This window comes from Dokdonella sp., from assembly GCF_049593775.1.
Lineage (GTDB): Bacteria > Pseudomonadota > Gammaproteobacteria > Xanthomonadales > Rhodanobacteraceae > Dokdonella.
The window spans coordinates 1-8,958 of record NZ_JBAWHJ010000043.1 but is presented as its reverse complement, the minus strand read 5'-3'; the positions used below and the strand labels follow the sequence as shown (position 1 = coordinate 8,958).

The window sequence follows — 8,958 nt, the reverse complement described above, 5'->3', positions numbered from 1 at the left end:
ACCCTGATCGCGGCACCCACCGGTTCAGGCAAGACCCTGGCCGCCTTCCTTGCCGCCATCGATGGACTGGTCCGCGAAGGCGTCGAGTCTGGCCTGATCGAACAGACCACCGTGGTCTACGTTTCGCCGTTGAAAGCCTTGTCCAACGACATCGCGATCAATCTCGAGGCACCGTTGGCGGGCATCCGCGAGGAACTCGAAAGGATCGGCCTGGCCGACGTGGGGATCCGGGCTGCAGTGCGCACCGGAGACACGCCTGCGCGCGAGCGCCAGCGCATGCTGAAATCACCCCCTCACATCCTCGTCACCACACCCGAGTCGCTGTATGTGTTGCTGGGATCGGAGTCGGGTCGTCTCATGCTGGCCAGCACGCGCTCGGTCATTGTCGATGAGATCCACGCCATTGCCGACGACAAGCGCGGCAGTCATCTGAGCCTGACCTTGGAGCGTCTCGAAGCGCTCTGCCAGCGACGCTTGACCCGGATCGGGCTGTCGGCGACCCAGAAGCCCATCGAGGACGTCGCTCGATTCCTGATTGGAACCAGCCACGTCGACGCCGAGGGCAATCCGGATTGCGCCATCGTCGACAGTGGTCACGTGCGTGAACGTGATCTCGCCATCGAAATACCGCCGGTGCCACTGGAAGCCGTGATGTCCAACGAAGTCTGGGAGACGGTCTACAACCGCCTGGCCCAGCTCGTCGAGTCGCATCGAACGACCCTGGTCTTCGTGAATACGCGACGCATGGCCGAACGCATGGCGCGCCATCTCGGGGAGCGCCTCGGCAAGGAGCATGTCGCCGCTCATCATGGCAGCCTGGCCAGGGAGCTTCGCCTGGATGCCGAGCAACGTCTCAAGCGCGGCGAACTCAAGGTATTGATCGCCACGGCCTCGCTTGAACTCGGTATCGATATCGGCGACGTGGACCTGGTCTGCCAGATCGGCTCGCCGCACTCGATTGCCGCAATGTTGCAACGCGTCGGCCGTTCCGGACATGCCGTGGGCGCGACGCCGAAGGGGCGCCTGTTTCCCCAGTCCCGGGATGATCTGGTCGAGTGCGCCGCCCTGCTCGACTGCATTCGGCGCGGTGAGCTCGACGCGCTCAAGATTCCGCTTGCGCCGCTTGATGTGCTGGCGCAGCAGATCGTCGCCGAAGCCGCCTGCACGGAATGGGATGAGGGCGCGCTGTTCGACTGGATGAAGCGCGCCTGGCCCTACCGGAACCTTCAACGCTCGGATTTCGACGCTGTCATTCGGATGCTTGCGGAGGGTTACTCGACCCGGCGTGGTCCACGAGCCGGCTATCTTCACCGCGACGCCGTGCATGGCAGGATAAAGGGGCGACGCAATGCGCGACTGACCGCACTGACTTCCGGCGGCACGATTCCGGATACCGCCGACTACGCCGTTGTGGTCGAACCGCAGGCAATCACTGTCGGTAGCGTGCACGAAGATTTCGCCATCGAGAGCATGGGCGGCGATATCTTCCAGCTTGGCAACACGAGCTATCGCATCCTGCGCGTCGAACGCAGCCAGCTTCGGGTCGAGGATGCACATGGGCTGCCACCCAGCATCCCGTTCTGGATCGCTGAAGCGCCTGGGCGCAGTGACGAACTGTCGGTTGGCGTGTCGCGATTGCGCAGCGAAGTGGAGGCACGGCTGAGCGGAAGCGTAGCGGCGGCAGACGTTTCGTCCATCGAAGGCAGCAATGCCGAAGCGATCCGGGACCGCTTGGCCGCGGCGCGCGATTGGCTGACCGGAACACTCGGCGTCAATGCCAGTGCCGCGCAACAGCTGGTCGACTATCTGGCCCGCGCACGCAATGCGCTTGGTCAGTTGCCGACGCGCGAGCACATCGTCATCGAGCGCTTCTTCGATGAATCCGGCGGTACCCAGCTGATCCTGCATTCGCCTTTCGGCAGCCGCATCAACAAGGCCTGGGGTCTGGCCCTGCGCAAGCGATTCTGCCGCTCGTTCAATTTCGAGTTGCAGGCGGCAGCAACCGAAGATGCAATCATTCTCTCCCTGTCGACCAGCCACAGCTTTCCGCTGATCGAAGTTTCGCGGTATCTGCACTCGGCCACGGCAAGGGACATCCTCATACAGGCGGTCCTCGACGCGCCGCTGTTCGGCGTGCGCTGGCGCTGGGCCGCAACAACTGCGCTCGCCCTGCCGCGATTTGGTGGCGGGCACAAGATCGCAGCGCAACTGCAGCGCATGAAGGCCGAGGATCTGCTCGCTACGGTGTTTCCGGATCAGGTCGCCTGCCTGGAGAACATCGTCGGCGAACGGCAGATTCCGGATCATCCCCTGGTCGCCCAGACCCTGGATGATTGCCTCAACGAGGCCATGGATGTCGAGGGCTGGCTGGCAATGCTGCGCGGACTCGAGAATGGCGCAATCGGGATCGTTGCCCGCGACCTTCCCGAACCATCGCCGCTGGCCGCAGAAATACTCACGGCACGGCCGTATGCGTTTCTCGATGACGCACCACTGGAGGAGCGTCGAACCCAGGCCGTGCAAATGCGCCGTTGGAGCGACCCCGAGTCCGGCGACGATCTTGGCGCGCTCGATGTTGATGCGATCATGAGTGTGCGTGACGAAGCCTGGCCGGATCCGCGCGACCTCGACGAGATGCATGAAACCCTGATGGGCATCGGCCTGGTCACTGCCCGTGACGTCGAAGCCAACCCGTCATGGCGCAGGTGGCTCGATCAGCTTGCACTTGATGGTCGAGCGACATTGCTTTCCACAGGAAAGCGCTTCAGCTGTGATGCTCACAGTGCCGAAACGCGCGACATTGCGAATGAAGCGAGCGCCATCGCGAAACGTGATCAGTTTCCTGAAGTGCATGTATCCGGCGGATGGTTCGCGGCAGAGACTCTGCCGCAGGCCCTGGCGGTCTTTCCGGATGCCAGCCTGCATCCATGCATTGCAGCTCCGGCCGAATATGCGGCCGTCGAGTGGACAGCGGAATCGGCACTCATCGAGTTGCTGCGCGCACGCCTGACGGCACTCGGACCCACGACTATCGTGATGCTTGCCGAATCACTGTTGCTTGATGTCAACTTGATCGAGGCAGGGCTGCTTGCGCTGGAGACACAGGGCAGCGTTCTTCGTGGAAAATTTACTCCGGGCTGCGATGCAGAGGAATGGTGCGAGCGCCATCTGCTGGCGCGCATCCATCGCTACACGCTCAAGCGGCTGCGGCGCGAGATCGAACCGGTCCAGGCGCGCGACTTCATGAGATTCCTGTTTGAATGGCAGCGCGTTGCGCCTGGCACGCAGGCGCATGGCCCCGACGCACTGCCGGCCACCCTTTCCCAACTGGAAGGTTTCGAGTGCGCGGCGGGTGCCTGGGAATCGGAGCTGCTACCTGCGCGTATTGCCGACTATTCAATCCACTGGCTGGACGAGCTATGCCAGCGTGGGCGGGTCGTCTGGATGCGCTTTGCCAGCGCCGCAGCGGCACAACGCGAGCATGCGGCAGGGCCCGTACGCAGCACCCCTATCGTGATCCTGCCACGCCGCGGATGGCGGCTCTGGGCCGGGCTCGCCGGTTGCCACGCGCATGAGTCGGCGCATGCCTCCTCGCGCGCGCAGGCTGTGCTCGAGCACCTGAGCCAGTTCGGCGCCTCCTTCTTCGGCGAGATTGCCGACTCTACTCGCCTGCTGAAGGTGGAACTCGAAGATGCGCTCGCCGAACTGGTCGCGCGCGGCCTGGTCAACGCCGACAGCTTTGCCGGATTGCGCGCCCTGCTGTTGCCCGCGGCCAAACGTGTGTCGAAACGTGGACGACGGACACGTCATGCCTTGTTTGCCGATATCGAGGATGCCGGACGCTGGGCGCTGGTCGCGGCCAGCAGCCCGCCGTCCATGCCGGGGACTGATCGGGTGGCTGCGAAAGACGGCAAATCATCCGTGCTTCGACCGATGGAAACGGCGGACGATGCGGTGGAAAAGGCAGCATGCAGCCTGCTGCGTCGCTACGGCGTGGTCTGCTGGCGAATGTTGGCCCGGGAAGCCGAGTGGCTTCCACCCTGGCGTGAGCTGGTGCGCGTGTACCGTCGCCTGGAGGCTCGCGGAGAGCTGCGTGGCGGGCGATTCATCGCAGGCTTGTCCGGCGAACAGTTTGCCTTGCCTGAAGCCATTCCGCTTCTGCGCAAGATCCGTTCGCGCACACCGGATAATGATCAGGTCACCATCGCAGCGACCGATCCACTCAATCTCGTTGGGATCCTGACGGCGGGAAACCGGGTTCCAGCCGTGGCTGGCTCGCGCATCCTGTACGTGAACGGCATCGCCCAAGCCGCGCTGATCGCTGGAAAATGCACACGCCTGGATGGCAGTGACGAGGCTATTCCGGCAGGCTGGCAGCACGCACTGGTGCGACAGCAGCGGGGCAATGGCGAGGGCTCCGCCGGGGTCTTCCAGACCGGCTGCGCACAGGAACCGGTGGTGGCCTCTGTCGGTGACGACAAATGACGAACCCGAAACCGGAAGGAGCGACTAGCCGGCTTCGCCGGTCAGCACGACATCCGCACGCCTGGCCGCGAACAAGCCGACGGTGACCACGCCGACGATCTGATTGATCTCGGCTTCAAGACCGACCGGATCACTGATCTGCAGGTTGTGCACGTCGAGAATCCAGTTGCCGTTGTCGGTGACCACTCCATCACGCCAGACTGGCTGCCCGCCGAGCAGGACAAGAGCCCGAGCGACATGGCTGCGTGCCATGGGTATCACTTCGACCGGTAGCGGAAACTTGCCGAGAACCTCCACACGCTTGCTCGGGTCGATGATGCAGACGAACTGACGCGAGGCCGCGGCAATGATTTTTTCGCGGGTCAACGCCGCGCCACCCCCCTTGATCAGACAGCGTTCCGGATCACATTCATCGGCGCCATCCACATACAGGGCCAGCTCGCCAGTCGAGTTGAGATCGACCACACGGATTCCGCGTTCCTGAAGCAGTCGGGTTGACTGTTCGGAGCTCGATACGGCTGCTTCGATGTCATGTTTTCTTTCCGCCAATGCGTCGATGAAATGGGCCACCGTGGATCCGGTGCCAACGCCGATCGTCATGCCGTGCTCGACAAAGCGCATGGCCGCACGCGCCGCTCGGCGCTTGCCGTCTTCATTGGCCATGATTCTTTTCCTTCTCGAGTCCGATGATGAGTTTCCACTGTGTTGGCGCAACTGGCATTACTGACAGACGATTGCCCCGGCGTACCAGGGCGAACTCCTCAAGCTCGGGCCGGCCCTTCAGCTCGGTCAAGCTGATGGTGCGCACCAGCTTGCGCTTGAAGCTTACGTCGACCATCAGCCAGCGCGGCTCTTCCGGCTTGCTGGCTGGGTCGTGGTAGTCGCTGCGCTTGTCGAACTGGGTTGGATCCGGGTACGCCTCGCTCGCCACTTCGGCCAATCCGACCACGCCCGGTTCGGCACAATTGGAGTGATAGAACAGGATGCCGTCGCCGACCTGCATGCCATCGCGCATGAAGTTGCGCGCCTGATAGTTGCGCACGCCACTCCAGGGCTCCGACTTGACCTTGGCCAGTGCATCTATCGAAAACTCCTCCGGCTCACTCTTCATCAGCCAGTACCGCTTGGTCATTCCGCATCACCCCAGCAATCAATCAATTCCTTTTCGGTGGCGATGTAGTCAAGTTTTACATCCCATTCCTCTGTCTCAATGGCATCGAGTTGCTGCGCCGCGTAGCCAATCCCTACCAGCAGCGGACGTTCGGCCTCGGCTCTGTCGCGAAGGAAGGAGAAGCTGGCGTCGTAATACCCGCCGCCGTAGCCGATACGGTGTCCCATGCGATCGAATCCCAGCAGCGGCACGAGCACGATGTCCAGCGCCTGCGGTGCAAGGAGATCCTGTTCCGTGCAGACCGGTTCGGGAATGCCGTAGCGATTGGACTCCAGTTCCGCGCCCGCGCTCCACGGCACGAAGGATAGTTCGCGGGGGCCGCTGATTCTCGGCAGGCAGTATCGCTGTCCTCGCTGGGACAGTTGCCCGACAACCACATGCAGGGGCAGTTCGCCGTCGATCGCCCAGTAGCCGGCGATCAGCTCATCGACGATGAAGTCCGCAAGCTGCGCGAGCGAACTCGCCACGCCCTCGGCGGCTGCGATGCGTTCGGCGGCAGTCAGCGCCTTGCGCCGCTCTCGCAGGCTGGCGCGCAGCAACTTGCGCTCGTCGTTGACGGTCATGATTGCAACGCGGAAAGAGAAAAGGTGGCGCCCTCCGCTGTGGCGATGCGCATCGAACGACCTTGAACCAAAAGGTTCAGGTGGGAGAGTCTTGCACCGTCTTCAGGCTTTCCGCTCGAGGCGGACTTGCACACGGACTGATACGCAACTGTCCCGGGGTCGATACAGGAACAAGGCAAAATGTTGAATGCGCTGTCGCACACTACCGAGGACACCAGGGACTATTGTAGTGACGTCGGCAAACCGGCAGCAAGCTTTGTCTTGATGGCTTGCAGATGCTGTGCCAAGTGCTGGCTACTATCGGCTTCGCGCTTTTGGACGTCGAGCAGTTCATGGGCGATATTCAGGCCGGCAAGCACGGCAATGCGCTCCAGGCCGCCACCACGGTGGTTGTCACGCAGCTCGCGGAGCTTTCCATCCAGATAGGCGGCAGCCGCCACCAGCCCGGGCCGCTCTTCCGGCTTGCAGGCAATCAGGTATTCGCGATCGAGAATTCGTACCGAGACCGGCTCACTCATGCCTGATTCTGCTCCAGTGATTTGAGCCGGCCAATCATGGCTTCGACTCGTGTGCGCGCCTGTTCATTTCGGGCAATCAATCCGGCACGCTCGTTGGAGAGTTGCTCCTGGCTTTGCCGCAGGCTGCGGTTTTCCTCGCTCAGACGGCGGCAAAGCTCAACCAGTTCGTCGATCCTGGCGCTGATCTCGGCGAGTTCTGTCTGGGTTTGTTCTTTCTCTGGCATGGCCCGAACTATACACCGGTAGCCTACGGGAACCGCGAGCGTATCCGCAGTAACGCCAGCATGCCAGCCATCGTTGCGGCTGGCCTGGCGAATTCAGCGGCCGGGCTGGTCACCTAGCACCTCTTGGCGCTTGTGGGCGCGGTCGCGCAGGAAGGTGAAACAGGCATCCGGCGGCAGGGGTACGGAAAGCCAGTGCCCCTGGATCTCGTCGCAACCCTGTTCGCGCAGGTACTCGGCCTGCTCGGCGGTCTCGACGCCTTCGGCGACCACGTTCAGGCCCAGTGAATGCGCCATGTTTATGACCGTAGCGGTGATCGCCTCGTCGTCCGGGTCGGTGGTGATGTCACCGACGAATTCCTTGTCGATCTTGAGCGCGTCGATGGGCAAGCGCCGCAGGTAACTCAACGACGAATAGCCGGTGCCGAAGTCATCAATCGACAGGGTCACACCGACCGCCTTGAGCTGGCGTAGCGTGCTGATCGATTGCTCGGCATTGGCCATGATCACGCTCTCGGTGAGTTCCAGCTCAAGCTGATTCGGAGCCATGTCGTTGTCGGCGAGAATGTCACACAGCCGCTGGGTCAGGTCGCCACGCTGCAGCTGCAGGACAGACAGGTTGACCGACATGGAGATGTCGCGGAGGCCATCGCGGTGCCAGCTGGCCAGCTGCTCGCAGGCCTTGACCAGGACCCAGTCGCCAATCTCGACGATAAGCCCGGATTCCTCGGCAACCGGAATGAAGGTGACCGGTGAAATTTCGCCCAGATCCTGGCTGTGCCAGCGCAAAAGGGCCTCGACACCGGTGATGTGCTCATCGAGAAGGGACAGCTTGGGCTGATAGACAAGGCTGAATTCGCCGCGCTCCATGGCCTTGCGCAAGGCACCCACCAGCGTCGCACGCATTCGCGCGGCAGCATCCATGGTCTCGGTGTAGACCATGAAGGTCTTGCGACCACGATCCTTGGCCTGGTACATGGCTGTATCGGCGAACTTGAGCAGATCAGTCGGCGTCTGCGCGTGATCGGGATACAGACTGATGCCGATCGACGGCGAGATCACCACATCCTGGCCATCGTTCAGTTCCAACGGCCGCTCGAACGCGCTGATCAGCTTCTGCGCCACGCGTTCGGCCTCGCCCGCATCCGAGAGCTCCTCGAGAACAACCGTGAACTCGTCACCACCGATGCGGGCCACGGTGTCGCCGTCACGGACATTGTCGCGCAGGCGGCTGCCGGCGGCCTTGAGCATGCGGTCACCCGCTGCGTGGCCCATCGAATCGTTCACATGCTTGAAGCGGTCGAGGTCAAGGAACAGAACGGCAACCTTGCGCCCGCCGCGGCGTGCGCGAATCACTGCATGGCCCAGTCGCTCGGCCATGAGGGTCCGGTTGGGCAGCCCGGTCAACGTGTCGTAGTTGGCCAGATAGCGCAACTCCTGCTCGTTGCGCTTGCGTTCGGTGATGTCGGTCAACACGCCGATGTAGTGTGTCCGCTTGCCGTGCGCATCACGCACTTCGGAGCTCTGCAGCCAGGACAGGAATTCTTCGCCATCCTTGCGGCGCTGCCACAGCTCACCGCGCCACAAGCCTTCGCGAGCGATCGACTCGCGCATGTTCTGGTAGTACTCCGGCGAATGTTGCGCACAGTTGAGGACGGCTGCCGATTGGCCGACCACCTCGTGTTCCTGCCAACCGGTTATCCGCGTGAATGCCGGGTTTACCGACACGAACTTGAATTCGAGATCACAGACGGTGACCGCCTCACGCATGCTGTTGATCACTTCCTGCACGATGCGCCGCTCGCGTTCGGCATCCCGCGTGGCGGTGATGTTTCGGGCCGTGCCACAAATGCGCAGTGGACGTCCTTCCGCAGTGCGTTCGACGATCTTGCCGCGAGCCAATACCCAGATCCATTTGTCGTCGCCGACACGGACACGTTGCTCGGATTCGAACAACGAGGACTTGTTGCTGATGTGATCATCCAGATGCTGGGCAATTG

General features: G+C 62.5%; 7 protein-coding genes and 1 other RNA gene. 1 reads left to right on the top strand and 7 read right to left on the bottom strand.

From position 1 onward, the window contains the following. A partial coding sequence (locus WBP53_RS01530; protein WP_423925231.1) for a DEAD/DEAH box helicase occupies positions 1 to 4,485 on the top strand: 4,485 nt, incomplete at its 5' end. A 24-nt stretch (positions 4,486 to 4,509) separates the two neighbouring features. Here the strand turns inward: WBP53_RS01530 and rpiA are convergent. The 7 genes from rpiA to WBP53_RS01495 all read right to left on the bottom strand — a co-directional run. Then, positions 4,510 to 5,148: a ribose-5-phosphate isomerase RpiA gene (rpiA, locus tag WBP53_RS01525; protein ID WP_423925229.1), complete on the bottom strand. Its 639-nt coding sequence runs from the start codon at positions 5,146 to 5,148 to the stop codon at positions 4,510 to 4,512. Continuing rightward, positions 5,138 to 5,617 (bottom strand): EVE domain-containing protein, encoded by a 480-nt coding sequence (locus WBP53_RS01520; protein ID WP_423925227.1) that lies wholly within the window; start codon positions 5,615 to 5,617, stop codon positions 5,138 to 5,140. Before WBP53_RS01520 ends, rpiA begins: the two co-directional genes overlap by 11 nt. Next, positions 5,614 to 6,219 (bottom strand): 5-formyltetrahydrofolate cyclo-ligase, encoded by a 606-nt coding sequence (locus WBP53_RS01515; RefSeq protein ID WP_423925225.1) that lies wholly within the window; start codon positions 6,217 to 6,219, stop codon positions 5,614 to 5,616. The genes WBP53_RS01520 and WBP53_RS01515 overlap by 4 nt, the downstream gene beginning before the upstream one ends. 27 nt (positions 6,220 to 6,246) lie before the next feature. Beyond that, a non-coding RNA gene (gene ssrS / locus WBP53_RS01510) (6S RNA) lies at positions 6,247 to 6,433 on the bottom strand. Positions 6,434 to 6,440: 7 nt separating this feature from the next. Beyond that, positions 6,441 to 6,737 carry a cell division protein ZapA gene (locus WBP53_RS01505; protein WP_423925223.1) on the bottom strand — a complete coding sequence of 99 codons (297 nt, stop codon included), beginning with the start codon at positions 6,735 to 6,737 and terminating at the stop codon, positions 6,441 to 6,443. Beyond that, positions 6,734 to 6,961: a TIGR02449 family protein gene (locus WBP53_RS01500; RefSeq protein WP_423925221.1), complete on the bottom strand. Its 228-nt coding sequence runs from the start codon at positions 6,959 to 6,961 to the stop codon at positions 6,734 to 6,736. Before WBP53_RS01500 ends, WBP53_RS01505 begins: the two co-directional genes overlap by 4 nt. A 93-nt stretch (positions 6,962 to 7,054) precedes the next feature. Further along, the coding region (locus tag WBP53_RS01495; RefSeq protein WP_423925219.1) for a putative bifunctional diguanylate cyclase/phosphodiesterase at positions 7,055 to 8,958 on the bottom strand (1,904 nt) is incomplete at its 5' end.